The organism is Dorea sp. AM13-35 (genome assembly GCF_003473885.1).
Classification (GTDB): Bacteria; Bacillota; Clostridia; order Lachnospirales; family Lachnospiraceae; genus Dorea_D; species Dorea_D hominis.
In genome coordinates, this window is sequence record NZ_QUCZ01000001.1 from 437,288 (window position 1) to 457,225 (window position 19,938).

Annotated in this window: 20 protein-coding genes; 19 read left to right on the forward strand and 1 reads right to left on the reverse strand. The window is 42.3% G+C overall.

Features of this window, described 5'->3' with window-relative positions:
• Positions 1-277: 277 nt before the first annotated feature.
• From DW152_RS02115 to DW152_RS02180, 15 genes are all read left to right on the forward strand, one after another.
• Positions 278-2,449 (forward strand): peptidase U32 family protein, encoded by a 2,172-nt coding sequence (locus DW152_RS02115; protein WP_118287864.1) that lies wholly within the window; start codon positions 278-280, stop codon positions 2,447-2,449.
• A gap of 8 nt (positions 2,450-2,457) precedes the next feature.
• Positions 2,458-3,930 (forward strand): FtsW/RodA/SpoVE family cell cycle protein, encoded by a 1,473-nt coding sequence (locus DW152_RS02120; RefSeq protein WP_021860481.1) that lies wholly within the window; start codon positions 2,458-2,460, stop codon positions 3,928-3,930.
• 37 nt (positions 3,931-3,967) lie between these two features.
• Positions 3,968-5,299 (forward strand): peptidoglycan D,D-transpeptidase FtsI family protein, encoded by a 1,332-nt coding sequence (locus DW152_RS02125; protein WP_199663793.1) that lies wholly within the window; start codon positions 3,968-3,970, stop codon positions 5,297-5,299.
• Between the two features lie 16 nt (positions 5,300-5,315).
• Entirely contained in the window at positions 5,316-5,639 is a 324-nt protein-coding gene (locus DW152_RS02130; protein ID WP_021860479.1) for a hypothetical protein, read from the forward strand.
• A 1-nt stretch (position 5,640) separates the two neighbouring features.
• The gene (locus tag DW152_RS02135; RefSeq protein ID WP_021860478.1) at positions 5,641-6,669 is read left to right on the forward strand and encodes a DUF2953 domain-containing protein; all 1,029 of its coding nucleotides are present in this window, start codon (positions 5,641-5,643) and stop codon (positions 6,667-6,669) included.
• Positions 6,670-6,686: 17 nt separating this feature from the next.
• Complete coding sequence (locus DW152_RS02140) at positions 6,687-7,070, forward strand: GerW family sporulation protein (protein ID WP_021860477.1); 384 nt, start codon at positions 6,687-6,689, stop codon at positions 7,068-7,070.
• 80 nt (positions 7,071-7,150) lie between these two features.
• A complete protein-coding gene (locus tag DW152_RS13305; RefSeq protein ID WP_186855190.1) occupies positions 7,151-7,288 on the forward strand; it encodes a hypothetical protein in 138 nt (45 codons plus the stop codon).
• 166 nt (positions 7,289-7,454) lie between these two features.
• A complete protein-coding gene (rpmB, locus tag DW152_RS02145) occupies positions 7,455-7,643 on the forward strand; it encodes a 50S ribosomal protein L28 (RefSeq protein ID WP_021860476.1) in 189 nt (62 codons plus the stop codon).
• Positions 7,644-7,837: 194 nt separating this feature from the next.
• Positions 7,838-8,197 (forward strand): Asp23/Gls24 family envelope stress response protein, encoded by a 360-nt coding sequence (locus tag DW152_RS02150; protein ID WP_021860475.1) that lies wholly within the window; start codon positions 7,838-7,840, stop codon positions 8,195-8,197.
• 19 nt (positions 8,198-8,216) lie between these two features.
• Positions 8,217-9,878 carry a DAK2 domain-containing protein gene (locus tag DW152_RS02155; protein ID WP_021860474.1) on the forward strand — a complete coding sequence of 554 codons (1,662 nt, stop codon included), beginning with the start codon at positions 8,217-8,219 and terminating at the stop codon, positions 9,876-9,878.
• A gap of 72 nt (positions 9,879-9,950) precedes the next feature.
• Complete coding sequence (gene recG / locus DW152_RS02160) at positions 9,951-11,981, forward strand: ATP-dependent DNA helicase RecG (protein WP_021860473.1); 2,031 nt, start codon at positions 9,951-9,953, stop codon at positions 11,979-11,981.
• Positions 11,982-12,065: 84 nt separating this feature from the next.
• Positions 12,066-12,272: an alpha/beta-type small acid-soluble spore protein gene (locus DW152_RS02165; RefSeq protein WP_021860472.1), complete on the forward strand. Its 207-nt coding sequence runs from the start codon at positions 12,066-12,068 to the stop codon at positions 12,270-12,272.
• A 152-nt stretch (positions 12,273-12,424) separates the two neighbouring features.
• Positions 12,425-12,991, forward strand: coding sequence for a 16S rRNA (guanine(966)-N(2))-methyltransferase RsmD (rsmD, locus tag DW152_RS02170; RefSeq protein WP_021860471.1), 567 nt, complete (start codon positions 12,425-12,427; stop codon positions 12,989-12,991).
• Positions 12,985-13,479, forward strand: a complete 495-nt coding sequence (gene coaD, locus DW152_RS02175) for a pantetheine-phosphate adenylyltransferase (RefSeq protein ID WP_021860470.1) — start codon at positions 12,985-12,987, stop codon at positions 13,477-13,479. The genes rsmD and coaD overlap by 7 nt, the downstream gene beginning before the upstream one ends.
• A complete protein-coding gene (locus DW152_RS02180; protein WP_021860469.1) occupies positions 13,479-14,123 on the forward strand; it encodes a hypothetical protein in 645 nt (214 codons plus the stop codon). Before coaD ends, DW152_RS02180 begins: the two co-directional genes overlap by 1 nt.
• Before the next feature lie 36 nt (positions 14,124-14,159).
• On the opposite strand, the gene DW152_RS02185 is transcribed toward DW152_RS02180, so the two are convergent.
• Positions 14,160-15,077, reverse strand: coding sequence for a nucleoside recognition domain-containing protein (locus tag DW152_RS02185; protein WP_021860468.1), 918 nt, complete (start codon positions 15,075-15,077; stop codon positions 14,160-14,162).
• Between the two features lie 111 nt (positions 15,078-15,188).
• Between DW152_RS02185 and DW152_RS02190 the strand changes: the two genes are divergently transcribed.
• The 4 genes from DW152_RS02190 (at position 15,189) to DW152_RS02205 (ending at position 19,867) form a co-directional block, all read left to right on the forward strand.
• Positions 15,189-16,637 (forward strand): aminoacyl-histidine dipeptidase, encoded by a 1,449-nt coding sequence (locus DW152_RS02190; RefSeq protein WP_021860467.1) that lies wholly within the window; start codon positions 15,189-15,191, stop codon positions 16,635-16,637.
• A 403-nt stretch (positions 16,638-17,040) separates the two neighbouring features.
• Entirely contained in the window at positions 17,041-17,640 is a 600-nt protein-coding gene (locus DW152_RS02195) for a M23 family metallopeptidase (protein WP_243059753.1), read from the forward strand.
• Positions 17,641-17,768: 128 nt separating this feature from the next.
• Positions 17,769-19,154, forward strand: a complete 1,386-nt coding sequence (locus DW152_RS02200; RefSeq protein ID WP_021860465.1) for an RsmF rRNA methyltransferase first C-terminal domain-containing protein — start codon at positions 17,769-17,771, stop codon at positions 19,152-19,154.
• Positions 19,154-19,867 carry a pseudouridine synthase gene (locus DW152_RS02205; RefSeq protein ID WP_021860464.1) on the forward strand — a complete coding sequence of 238 codons (714 nt, stop codon included), beginning with the start codon at positions 19,154-19,156 and terminating at the stop codon, positions 19,865-19,867. Before DW152_RS02200 ends, DW152_RS02205 begins: the two co-directional genes overlap by 1 nt.
• Positions 19,868-19,938: the final 71 nt, after the last annotated feature.

Genomic DNA, 19,938 nt, shown 5'->3' on the forward strand with positions numbered 1-19,938 from the left:
GACAGCCTTTTTCATGTAACAGGAAATTGCATTTTCTGTTACATGAAAAACCTCCGGCGGGATGCGCACTCGCACGAAGAGGTAGATTGTTGTAAACTGTCTACGTTTCACTCCGGTCGTTGCTAAACGAGCGTCGCAGGCGCTCAGCAACGCGCTCGGTGCGGAAATATGCCAGGACACAATTTATTTGTTTAAAAGGAAACTTCGCTGCCAGAGATATTCAGATGAGATGTGAAGTATCTGACAGGGCAGATATTATAGAACAAGGAGTAGTTGGATGAACAGAGAGGCGGAGAATAGACACAATCATATAGAGATACTGGCACCGGCAGGTTCCTATGAAAGTCTGACTGCGGCACTTGCCGCCGGAGCGGATGCGATTTATGCCGGCGGGATGCGTTTTGGCGCAAGGGCATATGCAGGCAATCTGGATGAAGAGCAGTATCTGCGTGCCATTGATGAGGTACATTTACAGCAGAGGAAGATTTATATGACGGTGAATACGCTGCTGAAGGATTATGAACTTGCAGAATTGTATGAGTATCTGTTGCCATATTACCGTCAAGGGCTGGATGCCGTAATTGTTCAGGATTTGGGTGTTTTTTCGTTTATCCGTAAGGTTTTTCCGGATCTGCCGGTGCATGTCAGCACGCAGATGACAGTGACAGGCGAGTACGGAGCAGAATTTTTCGGCAGAAAGGGTGCAACGCGTATTGTTCCGGCAAGAGAGATCAGTCTTGAGGAAGTGCGTCGGATGAAAGAACGAACAGGTCTGGAGATGGAATGCTTTGTTCACGGTGCAATGTGTTACTGTTATTCCGGCCAGTGTCTGATGAGCAGTATGATTGGCGGAAGAAGTGGTAACCGGGGACAGTGTGCACAGCCGTGCCGTCTTCCATATTCAGTAGAGGGAAAGAAACCGCAGGATCTGATGAGCCTTAAGGATCTGTGCACAATAGAGATGATCCCGGATCTGATCGAAGCCGGAATTGACTCTTTTAAGATTGAAGGCAGGATGAAGCAGCCGGAATATGTCTATACGGTTGTACGGATGTACCGCAAATACGTGAATCTTTATTTGCAGAAAGGGCGCGATGGTTTCCGTGTGAAGCCGGAAGATCTTAAAACTCTGGAGAATGCCTACAGAAGAAGAGGCTATATGAAGGGTTATTATCAATGCGAAAATGGCAGATCGATGTTATCACTAAAACGGCCAAAAGGAGAAGAACAGGTAGAGACGCTTCCGGAATTTTCAAAAAAGCAAGAAAAAATTAAGGGAGTCTTCACACTTTCCGAAGGAAGTCGTGCTAAAATAGACTTATGCTGTCGGGAGGTATCTGTTTCTTGTGAAGGCGCTGAAGTGCAGAAAGCACTGAAGCAGCCGTTAGATGAGAAGCGTATTGATAAGCAGATGCGCAAGACAGGTCAGACGCCATTTACATTTGATGAGTTGGAAATCCATACGGAAGGCAGTATTTTTCTACCAATGCAGGCAATCAATGAACTGCGACGGGAAAGTCTGGGATTATTAGAAGAAAAATTATTAGAACCATATCGCAGAACTTCAGAGTCATCGGAATGTGTCGAAACATTTTTTGAGAGACAGGATGAGATCTGCCACGAATATAATAATGTTCCGGCGGATGAGAGATTTACAGTGCGCGTATGCACACCGGAACAGTTTGAAGCCGCAGCAGGCAGAGAAGATGTTGCAGTGATCCTGGCAGAAAGTACACTTTGTGAGGCGAAAGAATGGAAAAATCTCAGAGAGAAGCTCTCTGATGATCAGAAACTATATCTTGCTATGCCATATATTTTCCGGAAACGTGCAGTTAAGCTGTTTGAACAGTACTATGCAGAACTTAAGAAGAGTTTTGATGGCGTGATGATCCGCAATTTCGAGAGCCTTGCATGGTTGAAAGAGAAAAATTACACGGATGAGATTCTGACAGATTACAATATGTATGTATTTAACCACAGCGGAAAAGCTTTTCTGAAGCAGGAAGGCATTTCCCGGTTTACGGCATCTGTTGAACTCAATGGCAGAGAATTAAAAGACTGCGGTCTTTTGGGCGGTATGCTGAGTATTTACGGATACCAGCCGGTGATGATCACGGCAAACTGTATACAGAAGAATACGAGGAGCTGTGAGAGAAAGCCGTCACTTTTATATTTGACGGACCGTTATCAGAACAGATTTCCGGTAAGGAATGAGTGCAGTTTCTGCTATAATATTATTTATAACCCGGTTCCGCTTATGCTTATGAAACAGCATAAAGAGATCCGGAATTTACAGCCATCGGCACTGCGGCTGGATTTCACGATGGAATCCGGAAAAGAAACGCGGGATATTATAAATGTATATGGAGATGTATTTTTACGGGGAAGAAATGCACAGCTTCCGGAAGCCTCCTATACAAAAGGACATTTTAAACGAGGAGTGAAGTAGGTGAGAGATTGGTAAATATAATCGTACAACTATCCAAATATGTGATGATTCTGCTGATCATTATGTACACATTCTTATGTTTCAGCATATTTGGTTATCAGGACCCGGACAGAAAACGTTATCTTCTGCGCCGACAGAATATATTAATGTTTCTGATGCATGCGATCGCATTTGCAGTGATGTATTTACAGACGGATGACATCAAAATGCTGGCGTTTTATCTGATGCAGGTAGTATTGTTTGGAGCTACGATCATTTTGTACACATTGCTATATCCAAAGGTGTCCAGACTGGTCGTCAATAATATGTGTATGCTGTTATGCATTGGATTTATCATGCTGACGAGGCTGAATTATTCTTATGCGATCAAGCAGTTTATGATCGCGGCGGCAGGTATTGCATGCAGTCTGGTTGTACCAGTGATCATCCGGAAATTCAAGTTTCTGGCAGAATGGAGAAAATTTTACGCAGTGATCGGTATCTTTTCACTGGCGGCAGTTGTTGTCTGGGGAGGCGTATCCGGAGGTGCAAAGCTTGGATTTTCAACAAAGGTTGCGAATATCCAGCCGTCAGAGCTTGTGAAGATTGTTTTTGTATTCTTTGTTGCCTCCAGTTTTAAGCTTTCACTGGAATTTAAGAATATTGTGATCACGACAGCGCTGGCAGCATTCCATGTGCTGATTCTGGTTGCATCCAAAGACCTTGGTGCGGCACTCATCATATTTGTTGTATATCTCGTTATGCTCTATGTGGCAACGAGACAGCCTCTGTATATATTTGCCGGACTGGGTGCCGGGAGTCTGGCGTCCGTGGCGGCATATTATCTGTTCAACCATGTGCGTGTGCGTGTCATCGTATGGAAAGATCCGCTTGCTGTATACGCGAATGGCGGACAGCAGGTAGCACAGTCTTTATTTGCAATCGGCACCGGAAGTTGGTTCGGACTTGGTTTATTTGAGGGAGTGCCGAATACGATCCCGGTTGCAGTATCCGATTTCATTTTTGCAGCGATCGGTGAAGAGATGGGACTGATCTACGGACTTTGTATGATACTGATCTGTGTGAGCTGTTATATTATGTTTTTAAATATTGCAATGCAGCTTCACAACGGATTTTACAAGCTGGTAGCGCTGGGGCTTGGAACCTGTTATATTTTCCAGGTGTTTCTTGCCATCGGAGGTGTGACCAAGTTTATTCCATCCACCGGTGTGACCATTCCTCTGGTCAGCTATGGTGGTAGTTCACTGTTCAGTACAGTGATCATGTTTGCGATTATTCAGGGACTTTATATTTTAAGAGAAGACGAGGAAGAGGACATTGAAAGAAAGAAGAAGGAACGGTTACGAGCAAAGAGAAGCAGACAGGAACATGCGCCGCAGAGAAGAACGCCGGCATATGACCGCCAGAGATCGCAGGCGCGCCCGCAGGGAAGAAAAGCGCCGCGCAAAGCGCAAACGCGCCCGCAACAAAGAGTTCGCTAGAGTAACATATGTTTTTGTCACACTTTTCTTAGTCATGATGGGATATATATCCTATTTTAATGTTGTAAAAAGTAAAGATTTCATAAGCAGTCCGTACAACCGGAGATCAGATACGCTTGCCAAACGTGTTACAAGAGGTAAGATTCTGGACAAAAGAGGGAAAGTACTTGCTCAGACGACAACTTCCGCAGATGGAAGCGAGACGAGGGAATATCCGTATGGAAGAGAATTTGCCCATGTAGTCGGGTATACGGCAAAAGGGAAATACGGTCTGGAATCCAGAATGAATTCCGAACTTCTGTCGTCAAATGCATTTTTTTTGGAGAAGCTAACGAATGAATTTCAGGATAAGAAGAATCCGGGAGACAATGTTGTCACAACACTGGATGTGAAATTACAGAGAGCAGCGTATGATGCGCTGGGAGACCGAAAGGGTGCGGTTGTTGTCATGGATCCGAAGACAGGCAAAGTTCTTGCCATGGTATCAAAGCCGGACTTCAATCCGGAGACAGTGGAAGACAAATGGCAGACACTCAATACGGATTCATCGGCAAGACTGTTAAACCGTGCAACACAGGGACAGTATCCGCCGGGATCTACATTTAAAGTGATAACAGCACTGGAGTATATAAGAGAACATGGCAATCCGGATGATTATTCTTATGTGTGCCAGGGACAGATCGAAGCTGGATCGAATACGATCCACTGCTTTGGCGGAAAAGTGCACGGACAGGTAAGTTTCAGAGACAGCCTTGCTTATTCCTGCAATACCTCTTTCAGTAATATCGGACAGGGACTGAAGATCCCGGATTTTAAGAAGACTACAAAGAAGCTGCTGTTTGATTCAAAACTTCCGGGGAATATTTCTTATAAAGAAAGTCATTTTGCATTAAGTGACCAGGCAGGAATCGCGGAACGTATGATGACAGCGATCGGACAGGGAAAGACACAGGTAAGTCCATATCATATGGCACTCATTACTTCGGCAATTGCAAATGGCGGAACATTGATGAAGCCGTACCTTGTGGATTCTGTGACAAATTACAAAGGCGCTGTGATAAGCTCGACGAAACCGGAAAAATATGCAGAACTGATGACAGCGAAAGAAGCTTCCATGTTAAAGGATTATATGTCCAGTGTAACAAAATACGGAACAGCAGCATCAGCAATGAGCGGAACAAGTTATACAACAGCAGGAAAGACCGGAACAGCAGAGTACAGTTCGGATAAGAACAAAGACCACTCCTGGTTTATCGGTATGTCGAACGTGGATGATCCGGATCTTGTTGTCAGCGTTGTGATCGAAGCAGCAGACGGTAATGCGAAAGCAGTTAATGTGGCAAGGAAAGTTTTTGATGCCTATTATTAAAGAAAGAGGGCGGCATATGCATATTTATAAATATTTATATGTGCCGGAAGGCCTGCAGAAGAAAAAAGAAAATCTGATTAAAAAACTGAAAAACGGGAAATTATTACCCGGAGTTTATCTGATCACACTTGCATCGACAGATCAGAACCAGCTGGATATTTTCCCGGCATGTATCCGCAGGCAGAAAAATTATCCGGAGGAGCTGCCGCTTGTCGTGGGTCTTACAAAAGATTTTGAGGATGCGCTGGAAATAGTGGAAGGAATCACACAGGAAGTGTATAATGAAACCAAAGGTGCGGATATCCGTTCCTATATTTTAGAAAAAGAACGGGAAGGTTAAGATGCTACATATATTGTTGTTGATCTTGAAAATAATAGGAATCATAATCGCAGTGATACTGGGAATACTGCTATTGCTGATTCTGATCCTGCTGTTTGTTCCTGTTCGTTACAAAGCACAGGGCGTATGCAGAGGGACTACAGACAGCTTGAAAGGAAAGGTGTGCATAACGTGGCTTTTACATTTGTTCAGAATCGATCTGCTGTATAAGGACAGCCATCTGATATGGAAATTACGGATTGTGTTCTGGAAACGAAGATCTGCAAAGAAGCGAAGCGCAGAAATAAAGGAGGAGAAAGCCGATGAGAAAGATGACGAAAAAGAACGGTCTGTTAACGAAGAACCGGATACAGCAGTGGAAGAAACTGATGAAACGCATGAAGAGCCAGAGAAAAAGAGGTCTGTTGAAGCGTATGAAGAGCCAGAAGTGGAAGAAGAATTACAGGTGGCTGAAAAAGCACAAGATGTTAAGAGACTTCCGCAGACGGTACAGTGTGAAGAAGATAAAGAAAAATCTGGACAAATTTCAGAAGATCCTGAAAAAACTGAAAAGAAAAAATCTAAACGGAAGAATCCGGATAAAAAAGAATCTTACATTCAGAGGATTGTAAAGAAGATAAAGAGAACGCGCGATAAGATGCGTGAGCAGAAGCAGACAGTTGTGGATAAGAAAGAGCAATTGATGTCCTTTCTTCGGGACGAGACGCATAAAGCTGCATTTGAAAAAGCTAAAAAAGAGCTTTTCCGTTTTCTGAAAGCGTGGAAACCAAAGAAGCTGGAAGGAAAGATAAGATTTGGATTTGAAGATCCGGCTTATACCGGTGAAGTGCTGGCTGTATTAAGTGTATTTTATCCGCTCTTTGGGTCGGCATTTGAAGTGCATCCGGATTTTGAACAGGCAGTATTTGGAGGAAGCCTTCTCTGCAAAGGAAACTTACGGTTAAATCATCTTGCGAGACTTGCATGGGTATTGTTCTGGAACCGGAATATCAGAACGACCTATCGGGATATAAAAAATTATGAAAGATAAAGTCAGGAGGAAATAATATGGCAGACAATAATTTTAAAGGAACAGTAGAAGCATTGTTCCGGGGAATGGATAGTGTTGTTTCATCAAAGACAGTTGTCGGAGATGCAATTCACATCGGAGATACGATCATTCTTCCACTTGTAGATGTCTCTTTTGGTATCGGAGCCGGCGCATTCAGCGGCGATAAGAAGGAAAAAGGGGCAGGAGGTGTCGGCGGTAAGATGTCTCCGTGTGCGGTGCTTGTGATCCAGAATGGTAAAACAAAACTTGTAAATATCAAGAATCAGGATACGATGACGAAGATCCTGGATATGATTCCGGATGCCATCGACAAGTTTACCGGCGATAAAGATGACAAGATGACGGAGAAAGATGTTATGGATATTCTTGACGAGGAATAACCAGGCAGAGAACTTTGTAATGTTTTCCGGCAAATTTGCATAAAATAATATGAAAAGAATTGACAAAGGCAGTGAGAATTATGAAGAAAGTAATCGGATTTGCTTTGTTCTGGGTTGCTGTCGGGCTTATTCTGTCTATGATCTTACCGAATGCTTTTATAGAAGTGATCTGTATTATTTTATGTATACTGGCAGGGTATAATCTGTTCTGCTGCTAGCAGGCGGTGCAGACAGGAGAGAACACTTTTGCCGCCTTGAAAACATATTTTCATCTTAAGATTACATTTTTATAAAAAATACTTGCAATTAGATAACAAGTCTGTTACAATGTCAATGTTGCGAGTCTGGAGAACAGACTTATTATGAGCGTTAGGAGGTGCAGTCATGGCTAAATGTGCTATTTGTGAAAAGGGTGCTCACTTTGGTAACAATGTAAGTCACTCACATAGAAGATCACCAAAGATGTGGAAATCAAACGTAAAATCAGTTCGTGTTAAGACAGAAGGCGGAGCTACAAAGAAAATGTATGTTTGTACTTCTTGCTTAAAATCAGGCAAAGTTGAACGTGCTTAATCAAGAATGTGATTGGAATTAAAAACTCAGGTTCGATTTGGAATCTGAGTTTTTTATATGACAAAAAATTACATTTTTATGACAGAACAGGCGCTGTCTGCTATGCGTGACTTGTAATAAATGAGCAAACAGGGTATAATATAGAAGATTAGACTATACTTAAAATGATAAATAGAAGAAGTGGAGGTTGCAGTATGAAGGGATGCGTTAGTACAGATCTTGGAATTATTACAATTGATCCTGAGGTTATTGCAAAATATGCCGGAACCGTTGCAGTAGAATGCTTTGGTATCGTTGGTATGGCTGCTGTTAATATGAAGGATGGTTTTGTACATTTGCTTAAAAGAGAGAGCCTGACACGTGGTATTCAGGTTCACATTTCTGATGACAATCACATCAGTCTTGATTTTCATGCGATCGTCGCATATGGTGTCAGTATCTCTGCAGTAACAGAGAACCTGATCAGCAATGTACAGTATAAAGTAGAAGAATTTTCAGGTATGCCGGTTGATAAGATCAATATCTATATCGAAGGTGTAAGAGTCATCGATTAGTTAAGGAGGAACATAAGAAGTGGCTACAAAGACAATTAATGTGGACATGCTTGCAAAGATGTTTCTTGCAGGTGCACAGAATATAGAGGCAAAGAAAGAATTTATCAATGAGCTGAATGTTTTTCCGGTTCCGGATGGAGACACAGGAACGAACATGTCACTGACAATTATGTCTGCAGCAAAGGAAGTAACAGCACTTGAGAATCCGGGTATGAAAGAGCTTGCAAAAGCAATCTCATCCGGTTCCCTGCGTGGCGCAAGAGGTAACTCCGGTGTTATCCTGTCACAGCTTTTAAGAGGATTTACCAAGTCAATCCGCGAAGAGAAAGAGATTGACGTGATCGCACTTGCAGCAGCATGCACAAGAGCGCGTGATACAGCTTATAAAGCAGTTATGAAGCCGAAGGAAGGAACAATTCTTACAGTTGCCAGCGGTATTGCTGAGAAGGCTTCTGAGCTGGCACAGGAGACAGATGATCTCGAAGAGTTCATCCCGGCAGTGATCGAACATGCAAAAGAAGTGCTTGCAAAGACTCCGGAGATGCTTCCGGTTCTTAAAGAAGCCGGCGTTGTAGATTCCGGCGGACAGGGACTTCTGGAAGTGATTTCAGGAGCATATGATGCATTCCTTGGAAAAGAAGTAGATTACAGTGCGATCCAGCCTGCCGGCGGTGTGACTGTAACGAAAGTGAATGCAGAAGATACGGCAGATATCAAGTTCGGATATTGTACAGAGTTCATTATCCTTACAGAGAAAGAATTTACAGAAGCAGATGAACATGATTTTAAAGCATATCTGTCATCCATCGGCGATTCTATCGTATGTGTTGCAGATGACGATGTTGTGAAGATCCATGTGCATACAAATGATCCGGGACTTGCGATTCAGAGAGCGTTGACATACGGACAGCTCTCCCGCATGAAAATTGACAATATGCGCGAGGAGCATCAGGAAAAACTGATCCGTGATGCCGAGAAACTTGCGGCAGCACAGGAAGAAGAGAAGGCCAAAGAGCCTAGAAAACCAATGGGATTTATTACGGTATCAATTGGTGAAGGACTGAATTCCATTTTCAAAGAACTTGGAGCTGATTATATTATCGAAGGCGGTCAGACAATGAATCCGAGTACGGAAGATATGCTCAAGGCAATTGATGCAGTGAATGCAGACAGTGTATTTATCCTTCCGAACAATAAGAATATTGTCCTTGCTGCAAATCAGGCAAAAGCGCTTGTGGAAGATAAAGAGATCATTGTAATTCCGACAAAGACAGTACCACAGGGAATCACAGCACTGATCAATTTTGTGCCGGACGCAGATGCGAAGAGCAACGAAGAGACGATGCTGGAAGAGATTAAGAATGTTAAGACCGGACAGATCACATATGCAGTCCGTGATACGAAGATTGATGAGAAAGAGATCCATGAAGGAGATATCATGGGAATCGGTGACAGCGGAATCCTTTCTGTTGGAACGGAAGTGGAGGCAACAGCGCTGGATATGCTGGAGCAGCTTGTAGATGATGATTCGGCACTGATCAGCCTGTATTATGGAGCTGATGTATCAGAAGAAGATGCAGACGCATTTACAGAGAAAATAACGGAGAAATATCCGGATGTAGATGTTGATGCGCAGTTTGGTGGACAGCCGATCTATTATTACGTATTGGCAGTTGAATAGAAAAAAAGCAGGATAAAAGGGGACTTTAAGCGGTCCTCTTTTTGTTATTGATGTTACTACGCAGGAGCAGTTATGATCACAGAAACAAGTATTAAAGAATTAAAAGGAATCGGAGAGAAAACAGAAAAACTGTTTGCGAAGATTGGTATTTCTACGGTAGGAGATATGCTCCGTTATTATCCGAGAGGCTATGATATATATGAAGAGCCGGTGCCGATAAGCGATGTAAGAGAAGGACAGATAGTGGCAGTAAACGGCATGATTTTTGGCCGTGTTCAGGTATCCGGGAGCCGCAGCCTGCAGGTGACGACGATGCATGTGAAAGATCTGACCGGAACGATTAAGGTTATCTGGTTCCGGATGCCGTATCTTCGTAATACATTTCAAAAAGGCGGTGCAGTTACGCTCCGCGGTAAGATTGTGCGAAAACGAAACGAACTTGTCATGGAACATCCGGAGGTCTTTTATCCGCCGGAACAGTATGACGGGAAAAAAAATACGCTGCAGCCAATCTATGGTCTGACAGCCGGACTTTCCAATCATGCCATTATGAAAGCAATGCATCAGGCGCTTGACGGGATGGATCTGACCAGAGAACGTCTGCCGAAGGAACTGCGTATGCGTTATGAACTTGCAGAGTACAATTATGCGGTCCGGGGAATTCATTTTCCAGAGGACAAAGCTGTTTTCATGCATGCAAGAAAGCGTCTTGTATTTGAAGAATTTCTTCAGTTTATTCTTGCAATCCGAAAATTAAAAGATAAGAATGAAAAACTGGAAAATGAATATGTGATCCCGGTACACCCGGATATAGATGCATTTATAGCGAAGCTTCCATATAAACTGACAAATGCACAGAAGAAAGTCTGGAAAGAGATTGCAGCAGATATGGCGGGAGAGATGACCATGTCACGTCTGGTGCAGGGGGATGTCGGTTCCGGAAAAACGATCGTTGCAGTTCTGGCGCTTTTTAATACAGCGCTTTCAGGATGCCAGGGCGCAATGATGGCTCCGACAGAAGTTCTTGCAAGACAGCATTACGCGTCAATATGTAATATGCTGGAAACCTATGATATTCCAGTGAAAGCAGTGCTCCTGACAGGTTCCATGACCGCAAAGGAAAAACGGCGTGCCTATGACCGGATAGAGTGCGGATTTGCGAAGATTATCATCGGAACCCATGCGCTTATACAGGATGCGGTAAATTATGATAATCTGGCGCTTGTTGTGACCGATGAACAGCATCGTTTTGGCGTGAAGCAGAGAGAGAGTTTCGCGCAGAAAGGCGGTACACCGCATGTGCTTGTTATGAGTGCGACACCGATTCCGCGCACGCTTGCAATCATTTTATACGGTGAACTGGACATATCGGTGATCGATGAGCTTCCGGCAAATCGTATCCCGATCAAAAACTGCGTCGTAGATACCGGATACAGGCAGACTGCCTATCAGTTTATGAAAAAACAGATCGCAGAAGGAAGACAGTGTTATGTTATCTGTCCGATGGTCGAAGAGAGTGAGAACATGGAAGCAGAAAATGTCACGGACTACAGCAGGATGCTTCAGGATGAGATGGGCGCAGATGTGCAGGTGGGCTGCCTGCATGGAAAGATGAAACAGGTATACAAAGATGAGATCATGCAGCAATTTGCAGAAAATCAGATTCAGATCCTTGTATCCACTACGGTAATTGAAGTCGGAATCGATGTGCCGAATGCGACAGTTATGCTGATTGAAAACGCGGAACGTTTTGGACTTGCCCAGCTCCATCAGCTCCGGGGACGTGTCGGAAGAGGTGCATATCAGTCTTATTGCATTTTTATGACCGGTTCTGATGCAAAAGAGACGAAAAAAAGACTGGATATTCTGAATCATTCCAACGATGGTTTCAAAATTGCAAGTGAAGATCTGAAGCTTCGTGGTCCGGGTGATCTGTTTGGCATCCGTCAAAGCGGTCTTATGGATTTTAAAATCGGAGATATTTATCAGGATGCGGCAATCTTGCAAATGGCAAATGAAGCGGCAGACTGGATTTTAGAAGAATATCCGGAATGGTTGAAAAAAATTCCAGATTATGAAAGAACTTCTAGTGTAATAATTTAATTCCTCCATATACTAGGATTGTAACCAAAACAAATATTACAAAAGGTTACAGAACAACACAGAGATTAAAAGGAGGAGTATAAAATGGCAAATCGTTCATCAAACAGAGCCGCCGTACCGGAGGCAAAAGGAGCATTAGACAAATTCAAATACGAGGTAGCAAGTGAACTTGGTGTACCATTATCAGACGGGTACAACGGAGACCTGACATCAAAACAGAACGGATCTGTTGGTGGTTATATGGTTAAGAAAATGATCGAAGAACAGGAAAAACAGATGTCCGGTAAATAAGGAAAAGAAAAATCGGCGCATGGCAGAAAATGCTGTGTGCCGATTTGACTTTTATATAGTAAATACGTATAATGAACGGGAAAAAGATATTTTGCTGAAAGAAGAAATATTAATAGAAGAACTATATAATAAGCGAAGCAAGTGAGGATGTTATGAGAGTAATAGCAGGATCTGCCAAAAGATTACAACTGAAAACGATTGAAGGAATGGACACACGTCCGACAACCGACCGGATCAAAGAGACATTATTTAATATGATTACACCGAGCCTTTATGACTGCCGGTTTCTGGATCTGTTTGCCGGAAGCGGCGGTATCGGAATCGAGGCTTTAAGCCGTGGCGCGAAGGAAGCCGTGTTTGTTGAGAAAAATCCGAAAGCAGTTTCATGTATCAAAGAGAATTTAAAATATACAAAACTGGATTCCAATGCACAGGTAGTGGCAACAGATGTATTAAGTGCACTGGCAAGACTTCGCGGAACCAGTGCGTTTGGCATTATTTTCATGGATCCGCCGTATAACCATAATCTGGAGAAACAAGTACTTGCGAGTCTGAATGATTCAAATCTGGTGGATGAAGATACACTGCTGATCGTAGAAGCGTCCAAAGAGACAACGTTTGACGATGTAGAAGCACTCGGTTATTCGATTATCAAGGAGAAATTATATAAGACAAATAAACATGTATTTTTGGAGAAAACAGGAGGAACGGTATGTTAAGAGCAATTTATCCGGGAAGTTTTGATCCGGTGACGAACGGACATCTGGATGTGATCAGAAGAGCAAGCGGACTTGTTGACGAACTCATTGTCGGAGTGCTGAATAATAAGGCAAAAACCCCGTTGTTTTCCGTAGAAGAACGTGTTAAAATGTTAAAAGAAGTTACAAAAGAACTGCCGGGAGTGAAGATTGTACCATTTGAAGGACTTCTGATCGATTTTGCGAAAGAGATGTCAGCGAAGATGGTCGTGCGTGGCTTGCGTGCTGTGACAGATTTTGAATATGAATTGCAGATGGCACAGACGAATCACAAGCTGGCAGAGGATATTGAGACAGTGTTTTTAACAACAAGTCTGGAATATTCTTATCTCAGTTCCACGATAGTAAAGGAAGTGGCAGCTTTTGGAGGGGATATATCTCAATTTGTTCCAGAACATGTTGAGGAGAAAATAAAATCGAAGATCACGAAAAAAGGAGAGTGTGAATAATGAGCAGCCGTATTGAGCAGATTATTGAAGAAATTGAGGAGTATATCGACAGTTGTAAATTTCAGCCGTTATCTACAACGAAGATTATTGTAAATAAAGACCAGATGGACGAGCTTCTTCGTGAACTGCGTATGCGTACGCCGGAAGAGATCAAGCGTTATCAGAAGATTATTGCAAATAAAGATGCAATCCTTGCTGATGCACAGAACAAAGCAGACAATATGATCGAGGAAGCGCACATTCAGACGAATGAACTTGTCAGTGAGCACGAGATCATGCAGCAGGCATATGCCCAGGCAAATGAAATCGTAACCGCAGCAACTGACCAGGCACAGGAGATTCTGGATAATGCGACAAGAGATGCGAATGATATCCGTATCGGAGCGATCCGTTATACTGATGATCTGCTTGCCAATGCAGAGAGCATTATTGGACATACACTGGACAGCTACACTACAAAATATGATGGGCTTGTCAATTCTCTGCAGGAGTGTTATGACCGCGTACATAACAATCGTCAAGAATTAGAAGTTCCGGATCAGAATATGGTTCAAGAAGAACCGGTCTACGAAGAGGCGGAAGAGATTCCGGAAGTAGAAGAACCGGTCTATGAAGAGGCAGAGAATGTTGAATACAAGGAATAATTTCTGTATAAAACAGAATATAATATAGATCCTGTTTTAAAAACAAAAGATATATATGTAAGCAAGCAAGCTGGTTATCCCTGTGATGATCAGCTTTTTTGCTATGTAATCGCCAATAGAAAGACCGCTTCCACGGATCATGCTGTACGTCTGTGCCACGGAACACCAGCCTCCAAACGAAGCCAGTCCGGTTGCAAGTACAAAAGCCAGGTCTGTCGGAACTCCCGAATTACAGATTAAAGCAATACCATTTGTAATTTCAAGGGAAGGAAGAAATAGGAAGGTCAACAACGGATGTGTAAATGGCAATTCTTTACCAAACTGCAGAAAAACGGAAAAGATAATAATATAACCGCCAATTTTTGTGATTGTCTCAAAAGACTGCATGATGCAGTCATCCAGCATATTCCAGGTAAAATGAGGTGAAGGAGAAGAAGCGCTGGATGTGACAGCGGGGCAGTATATTTTGCGGAACGGAATACTCATAAGGATAGGAACGCCCTCGATCAGGAGCATACCGGGGAACAGAAGATCCGGACGCTTTAAATGAATGTAGAAAATGTAACTGATCAGAAACATTGGACTTGTCTGGTTGCAGAAAGAAAGCAGATAAGAGGCTTCGTTTACTGTGATTTTACCTTCTCTTTTTAAATCAGCCGTGACTTTACTTCCCATCGGATAGCCGCATAAGAAACCGACAAGCAGTGCGAAAGAACCATAGTCGGAGATACCGAACAGAGGACGGAGTATGGGACGGACAAGTCTGGAGATCAAGAAGAATCCGTTGCTTTTTAAAAGCAGGGCTGTCAGTATTAAAAATGGCAGCAATACAGGAAGGACTGTCTGAAACCAGAGCATCAGACCAAGGCTTGCCCCACAGATCGCAGTCTGCGGAAAAAACAGCATCAGGAAAAAAATGATAATTGTAACTACGATAAAAAAATAACAATCCATAATTCAGACTTTCGTAAGAAGATTCTTAATTTATTTTATGAATTAAGTTGATTTTTTATGATTTGTATACCATAATATAGATAGAATTTGTCGAAAAGAGAGGTAAGAAAAATGGCAGTATTAGAAAATTTAGAACCTAAGAAAGTATTTCACTTTTTTGAGGAAATCAGCAAAGTTCCGAGGGGAACATTTGATACGAAGAAGATCAGTGACTTTTGCGTTGAGTTTGCAAAAGAAAGAAATCTTGAGTACATTCAGGACGACACGAACAATGTAATTATCAAGAAACCGGGAACAGCAGGATATGAGAACAGCGATCCGGTGATCATTCAGGGACATCTGGATATGGTCTGCGAGAAGAGACCGGGAAGTACACATGATTTCAAAAAAGATGGACTGGAGCTTTATGTAGAAGATGGTTTTGTAAAAGCCAAAGATACAACGCTTGGTGCTGATGATGGTATTGCGGTTGCGATGGCAATGGCATTATTAGACAGTGACGATATTCCACATCCACCGATCGAAGCAGTTTTTACAATTGATGAAGAAACAGGCATGTATGGTGCGATTGCTTTAGATTTCAGTAACTTAAAAGGCAAGACACTGATCAATGTGGATTCTGAGATTGAAGGCATTCTGACAACTGGATGTGCAGGTGGAATTAACATTGAAGCAAGAATTCCATTCCACAGAGAAAAGATGGATGGAACAGAGGTGTTGGTGAAAGTTCACGGACTGCTTGGGGGACACTCCGGTATGGAGATTGACAAACAGCGCGGTAATGCAAATAAGATGATGGGACGTCTTCTGGATGCCGTTTCCAAAGAAGTTAAATTCCATATGGTATCCATCAATGGAGGATCCAAGGATAATGTTATTGCTCGGAATTGTGAGGCAGTTTTACTTGTAGCTGAGAGTGATATTGAGAAAGTAAAAAAATGTACAGATCAGATGAGAGAAATCTGGACAGCTGAATTTGTCGGTGAAGAACCAACATTGGAACTGGATGTAGAAGTCAAAGGTCAGACAACGATGGATGCTTTTGATGATGAAGCAACAGATCATATTATTACATATATTATAATTTCGCCAAACGGATTGGTTGAATTCAGCCGTTCCCTGAAAGGTCTTGTAGAGACTTCCCTGAATATGGGTGTTGTCAGCACGGATGAAGATCATGTAAAAGTAAGATACCAGATGCGAAGCTCTTTCGAATCCAAGAAGCAGGAGATGCGTGCAGAAATCGAACGGTGCTGTAAAGCAGTCGGAGCGGAAGCTGTTATCAACGGAGAGTATCCGGCATGGCAGTACAATCCGGAATCTAAATTACAGAAATTGATGTCTGATATATACGAAGATATGTATGGAAAGAAAGCGGTTGTATTTGCTACGCACAGTGGGCTGGAATGTGGTTTCTTCATGGATAAGTGTCCGGGATTGGATTGCGTATCTATGGGACCGGATATGCTGGATGTACACTCTTTCAATGAAAAACTGGATATTGCTTCTACAGAGAGAACATGGGATTATCTGAAAGCAATTCTTGCGAAATTAAAATAATACGCAGTATCTGAAGAGTAATAATACAGAACGCTGAAGGATGTTTAATTAGCAGTTTAATAAGTTTAATAATTGAATAAGAAAAATAAAACACGGGCACTGTGGATCATAACGATCTGTAGTGCCTGTGTTTTGCTTTTTCAATCATTAATCGAAAGCAGAGTCGCTATAACAGAAGATTATATAAAGAATTATGTTGTATGATACGCCAGGGCATAATGATATGCTTAAAATACATATAGTGGTATTAAAAAGAACTAATAATAAATGCGAAATGAAACGAAGATTCAAAACAAAAAGAAATAACTGCCGAAAAGTGGGAATGTATATTTTGATAATGCTGATAGTGGTTCTAATTAAAACCACCTATGATAATAGCGCGAATAAAAGCATAGAAAAGAATATGCTTGTTGAAGAAATACGCGCGGGATTCGCGTCGGAAAAACTTGAAAAATCCAGTAGCAAAAATACAGATGTCCTGCAAAAATACCACAGGTGGACGAAACAGGTAAAAAAAGAAGTGGTGTATTTTCCACTGCCCGAACCGGTAGATAATGCAAAATTTAAAATCACTTTTGAAAACTCCTGGATGTTGGAACGCACTTATGGTGGGAAAAGAGGACACGAAGGCTGCGACCTTATGGTTGCGAACAGTAAAGCGGGAACGCGTCCGGTTGTAAGTATGACGGATGGGACGATTACGAATCTTGGGTGGACAGAAAAAGGCGGATATAGAATCGGCGTAACTTCTGACAGTGGTACTTATTACTACTACGCACATTTGCATAGCTTTGGCAATAAGAAAAGAGGGGATACAGTTATAGCGGGAGAGGTGATTGGGTTTATGGGGGATTCCGGTTATGGGGAAGAGGGGAAAACAGGAAAATTCCCAGTACATCTGCATGTCGGAATTTATAAATACGATAAAGGAATGGAAATCAGTGTAAATCCATATTACATTTTACAAAAATGCAAACGACAAAAGCTTAAATATCATTTTTGACGGTGCCGATTTTGCAATCAGTATTGTTATATGTTATACTAAAAAAGCGTATAGGCATTTGCGAAACGGATGATGAATCAGCGATATGTTATGCGTATATTTTGCAAAGAACATAAGGAAGGTAAGACATGAAACTGCCCGATAAATTTGAAGAAAAGATGCAGGCACTTTTAGGAGATGAATTTCCGGAGTATTTGTCCTGCTATGATGAGCCGAGATATTACGGCTTGCGTGTAAATACAAATAAAATATCTGTAGAAGATTTTAAGAAGATCTGTCCATTTGAGATCACGCCGATTCCGTGGATTGAAAATGGGTTTTATTACGATGGAGACAAGGTAACACCATCCAGACACCCATATTATTTTGCTGGATTGTATTACCTTCAGGAACCAAGTGCCATGACACCTGCCAATCGTCTGCCGGTAGAACCGGGCGATAAGGTGCTGGACGTTTGTGCAGCTCCGGGTGGCAAGGCGACAGAATTAGGTGCAAAGCTAAAAGGAGAGGGAGTTCTGATAGCCAATGATATCAGCAATTCCAGAGCAAAAGGATTGTTGAAAAATATAGAAGTATTTGGTATTGGCAATGTTCTGGTGCTGAGCGAAGAGCCTGGAAAGCTGGAAGATTATTTTGCGGAATATTTTGATAAAATTCTGATCGATGCACCGTGCTCCGGCGAAGGTATGTTCCGGAAGGATAAAAAAATGGTGAAGGCATGGGAAGAACATGGCCCTGAATTTTTTGCTAATATCCAGAAAAGTATTATTACGCAGGCAGCGAGAATGTTAAAACCTGGTGGTATGCTGCTCTATTCTACCTGTACCTTTGATGGCAGGGAGAATGAAGGGACAATTGAATATTTATTGAAAAAATATCCGGAATTTGAGATATTAGGTATAAAAGGCTACGAAGGATTTGAAAAAGGGATGCCGGAGCTTACAGCTTCAAAGTCTGAAGAATTTGCAAAAACAGTCCGTATCTTTCCTCATAAGATGAAAGGGGAAGGACACTACCTTGCGCTTCTGAGAAAAGGAAAGCCACTCCCTGCAACCGATAAGAAACTGCTTCCTGGTAAGAAAAGCAAAAAGAAATTACCGGAAGATCTGGAAGTGTTCCTTGAGGATACTACGTGGGAACTGGATGCAGCAAGGCTGGATGTCCATGGAGAAAGGGTTTACTACATGCCGGAAGATCTGCCGGATGTATGTGGCATTCGTTTCCTGCGAACAGGGCTGTTGCTTGGCGAACTTAAGAAAAAACGGTTTGAACCAAGTCAGGCGCTTGCTATGTGCCTGAAAAAGGACGAGTACAAAAAAGTATTAGATTTCCCGGTATCAGATGAGCGCGTGAAACGTTATCTGAAAGGGGAGACACTGGATGTAGAAGATATGACCGGATCAAAGGAAAAAGGCTGGTATCTGGTTTGCGTAGACGGCTATCCGCTTGGATTTGGTAAATTATCAGGACAGACGCTGAAAAATAAATATCTTCCGGGATGGAGGCTTTGCTAATGATCAGACTGGATAAATATCTGGCAGATATGAGTATCGGTACACGCCAGGAAGTAAAGAAATATATCCGTCAGGGACGCGTGAAGATAAATGAAGATATTATAAAGAAGCCGGAATATAAGATCCGGGAAGACGAAGATAAAATTACGTTTGACGGTGCACCGGTTGCTTATGAAACATTTGAATATTATATGCTGAATAAGCCGGCTGGTGTGATATCTGCAACAGAAGACAAAAGAGATAAAACAGTTCTGGATCTCATAAAAGAGAAAAAACGTAAAGATTTATTTCCGGTCGGTCGTCTGGATAAAGATACAGAGGGGCTTCTTCTTATAACAAATGATGGAGCACTGGCACATAGACTGTTATCGCCCAAAAAACATGTCGATAAGTGCTATTATGCGGAGATCAGCGGTGGCGTGACAGAGGATGATGTCCGTGTATTCAAAGAGAGAATCAATATTGGTACTCAGGAAGAACCAGAGTGGACAATGCCTGCGGAACTGAAGATTCTGGAAAAAGGCACGGTTTCACGTATCCGGCTGACAATCCGGGAGGGGAAATTTCATCAGGTAAAACGTATGTTTCTGGCTGTTGGTAAGGAAGTTGTCTATCTGAAACGGGAACGTATGGGTGCACTTGTACTGGATGAAGAGCTTGCTCCGGGAGAATACCGGAAACTTACAGACAGCGAATTGAAGAGTATCCTATAATTTAGTAAGAGAACTAGTAATTAATATGAGAAAACATGAATCTCAGAAGAGATAGATAAGAGGTATAACGA

Excerpts from the sequence above, each read along its gene's own strand:
- DW152_RS02115 (WP_118287864.1), top strand. The coding sequence starts at position 278 with ATGAACAGAGAGGCGGAGAATAGACACAATCATATAGAGATACTGGCA.
- DW152_RS02125 (WP_199663793.1), top strand. The coding sequence starts at position 3,968 with ATGGGATATATATCCTATTTTAATGTTGTAAAAAGTAAAGATTTCATA.
- DW152_RS02130 (WP_021860479.1), top strand. The coding sequence starts at position 5,316 with ATGCATATTTATAAATATTTATATGTGCCGGAAGGCCTGCAGAAGAAA.
- DW152_RS02135 (WP_021860478.1), top strand. The coding sequence starts at position 5,641 with ATGCTACATATATTGTTGTTGATCTTGAAAATAATAGGAATCATAATC.
- DW152_RS02140 (WP_021860477.1), top strand. The coding sequence starts at position 6,687 with ATGGCAGACAATAATTTTAAAGGAACAGTAGAAGCATTGTTCCGGGGA.
- DW152_RS13305 (WP_186855190.1), top strand. The coding sequence starts at position 7,151 with ATGAAGAAAGTAATCGGATTTGCTTTGTTCTGGGTTGCTGTCGGGCTT.
- rpmB (WP_021860476.1), top strand. The coding sequence starts at position 7,455 with ATGGCTAAATGTGCTATTTGTGAAAAGGGTGCTCACTTTGGTAACAAT.
- DW152_RS02150 (WP_021860475.1), top strand. The coding sequence starts at position 7,838 with ATGAAGGGATGCGTTAGTACAGATCTTGGAATTATTACAATTGATCCT.
- recG (WP_021860473.1), top strand. The coding sequence starts at position 9,951 with ATGATCACAGAAACAAGTATTAAAGAATTAAAAGGAATCGGAGAGAAA.
- DW152_RS02165 (WP_021860472.1), top strand. The coding sequence starts at position 12,066 with ATGGCAAATCGTTCATCAAACAGAGCCGCCGTACCGGAGGCAAAAGGA.
- rsmD (WP_021860471.1), top strand. The coding sequence starts at position 12,425 with ATGAGAGTAATAGCAGGATCTGCCAAAAGATTACAACTGAAAACGATT.
- coaD (WP_021860470.1), top strand. The coding sequence starts at position 12,985 with ATGTTAAGAGCAATTTATCCGGGAAGTTTTGATCCGGTGACGAACGGA.
- DW152_RS02180 (WP_021860469.1), top strand. The coding sequence starts at position 13,479 with ATGAGCAGCCGTATTGAGCAGATTATTGAAGAAATTGAGGAGTATATC.
- DW152_RS02185 (WP_021860468.1), bottom strand. The coding sequence starts at position 15,077 with ATGGATTGTTATTTTTTTATCGTAGTTACAATTATCATTTTTTTCCTG.
- DW152_RS02190 (WP_021860467.1), top strand. The coding sequence starts at position 15,189 with ATGGCAGTATTAGAAAATTTAGAACCTAAGAAAGTATTTCACTTTTTT.
- DW152_RS02195 (WP_243059753.1), top strand. The coding sequence starts at position 17,041 with ATGCTTGTTGAAGAAATACGCGCGGGATTCGCGTCGGAAAAACTTGAA.
- DW152_RS02200 (WP_021860465.1), top strand. The coding sequence starts at position 17,769 with ATGAAACTGCCCGATAAATTTGAAGAAAAGATGCAGGCACTTTTAGGA.
- DW152_RS02205 (WP_021860464.1), top strand. The coding sequence starts at position 19,154 with ATGATCAGACTGGATAAATATCTGGCAGATATGAGTATCGGTACACGC.